Below are 1,385 nucleotides of genomic sequence, written 5' to 3' on the forward strand. Positions count from 1 at the left end.
CCGGCTCGCGCGCCGCCGACCGCCGAGAGCGCGACCGTTCCGGCCGACGCTCGTAACAGCGCCCGACGGGACACGGGTCGATCGCCGTCGCTGTCGTCCATACCAGCACGTTCCACACCGACGACCGCTATGAAACCCCGTTGGCGGTCGCGCTGACAGTCGCCGGCGGTGACTCCTCCAGCGGTTTCAGACGTGGACACCCGGAATCTCGAAGTCAGTCGAATTCGGACTCGAGGACGGCACCCGTCCCCGGCCGCTCGAGGCCGGCGAGATCGATCCGACCGTCGGGCATCGGGACGCCGTCGGCGGGGTCGTCGGCCAGCAACAGCGAGCCGTCGAGGTCGGCGTAGTCCAGCAGCGGCGCGAGGTGACAGGCCGCCGCGATCGAAGCGTTGGATTCGGTCATACAGCCGCACATGACCTCGAGGCCGTGGGCGCGGGCCGCGTGGATCATCCGCTTCGCTTCCAGCAGCCCGCCGCACTTCATCAGTTTCAGGTTCGCGATGTCACAGCGGTCGGCGATCCGCGGAATATCCGCGAGCGTCACGCAGGACTCGTCGGCGGCGATCGGCAGCGTCGAGTTCTCGTGGACGAACCGGAGCCCTTCGGGGTCCGCCGCGGGAACCGGCTGCTCGACGAACGCGAGATCGAACTCGGCGAGCCGTTCGATCTTCGCGACCGCCTCGCGGGGCGTCCAGGCCTCGTTCGCGTCGACGAACAGCCGGACGTCCGGCGCGACCGACCGAATCGTCCGGACGATCTCGAGATCGCGGTCGGTACCGAGTTTGACCTTCAGCGTGCCGTACCCGCGTTCGAGCGCCGTCTCGGTCTTCTCGCGCATCGTCTCGCGGTCGTCGAGTCCGATGGTGTACGACGTCTCGAGCGTCGCCGCCGGATCGAGTCCCCAGTAGCGATACAGCGGTTCCTCGAGTCGCTTCGCGACGAGGTCGTGAAGCGCGATGCTCACCGCAGTGCGAGCCGACGGGTTCCGCTGGACGGTCTCGCGCAGCTTCCGTTCGACCCGCTCGAGTTGGTGAGGGTCGCCGACTTTCTCGACGACCGACAGCAGGTCGGGCAGGACGGCCTCGACCGTGGCGGCGGTCTCGCCGTAGTGAGCGGACGGCGCGGCGGCGCCGATGCCAGTTGGTCCGTCGTCGGCCGCGTCTCCGATTCGAACGAAAACGACCTCCGTTTCGGTCGTCGTCCCGCGGGCGATCCCGAAGGGGTACTCGAGGGGCAGCGAGCGCCGTTCGAACGAGGTCTCGAGCCCCATCTCAGCAGAGCTCCTCGAGCAGGTCGTCGGTCCCGAAGCGGATCACGTCGGTCGCGGGCGCGCCGAGCGCGTCGGCGTACGCCGCGACCGCCTCGCGGGCGTCCTCGTCGTC

At 69.1% G+C, this 1,385-nt stretch carries 1 protein-coding gene and 1 pseudogene; both read right to left on the reverse strand.

From position 1 onward, the window contains the following. Positions 1–214: 214 nt before the first annotated feature. The gene (locus tag PGX04_RS24825) at positions 215–1,273 is read right to left on the reverse strand and encodes a dipeptide epimerase (protein WP_273740946.1); all 1,059 of its coding nucleotides are present in this window, start codon (positions 1,271–1,273) and stop codon (positions 215–217) included. A gap of 1 nt (position 1,274) precedes the next feature. Then, positions 1,275–1,385: pseudogene (locus tag PGX04_RS24830) on the reverse strand (DUF1611 domain-containing protein); the annotation flags it as partial.

It is taken from the genome of Natrinema soli (assembly GCF_028618695.1).

What these genes read in the sequence shown, in the direction of transcription:
- PGX04_RS24825 (WP_273740946.1), bottom strand. Translation starts at nt 1,273, where the DNA reads ATGGGGCTCGAGACCTCGTTCGAACGGCGCTCGCTGCCCCTCGAGTAC.